We start from the raw sequence: 647 nt of genomic DNA, 5'->3' as shown, positions 1-647 counted from the left end.
TTCGCGTTAGTATCATTCGACACAAGGTGGGAATACACCCCCATCGTCAGCGCGGGTAAGCGGGTAACCAGGCAGGATGCACCGACCGCTGTCGCCCGGCGTAACTGCGACATGACGTTCCCCGCCGTAATTACCGCTGTAGCCGACATTGGGCAACTGCTCGCGGCCAGCGCCTCTGCGACCCAAGTATTGCAGGTATAAAACAGCGAATAGCTACCCTCGGCCTGGTAGAACCGGCTCTCTCCATACAGGCCAGGCCCGAGCACCGCCAAGGTGCCCGTCGCTGAGTGGGTGAAGGTCCCGGCCACGAACGCGAGCAGTCGCCGGTAGCCGTCCTCCGTCACCTGCACCTCGATGACCTCGCTTGCGGCGAAACGCTGCCTCGGGTCCCCGTCAATCTTGACCGCATGTAGCACGGTTGCCGTCGACCCGAACAAGGCTCGCAGGGCGAGGTTCAAGGTGGCCTGTGGGGCTCGGTAAAAGTCCTCGTCACCCCAGCCGAACTCAACGAAGTCGCCGTCACCGAACTCTTCGGCCAGTGCGGGAAGCACCTGAAGTAGATCGGGGCGCGCAATTGCCAACCCGGTATGCAGGCCATGATTCACTACATAGAAGGACCGCCAATCGCCACCCTCGCCCCTCGGCGG

The 647-nt window shown here is 62.4% G+C and carries 1 protein-coding gene; it reads right to left on the bottom strand.

All coding sequences use genetic code 11. From position 1 onward, the window contains the following. Positions 1 to 605 (bottom strand): DUF2459 domain-containing protein (locus AC3WQN_RS25455; RefSeq protein WP_492606976.1); only part of this gene is annotated, 605 nt, incomplete at its 3' end. Between the last annotated feature and the right edge of the window lie 42 nt (positions 606 to 647).

It is taken from the genome of Pseudomonas sp. FW300-N1A1 (assembly GCF_058789115.1).
This window is presented reverse-complemented; position numbering and strand designations above follow the sequence as displayed.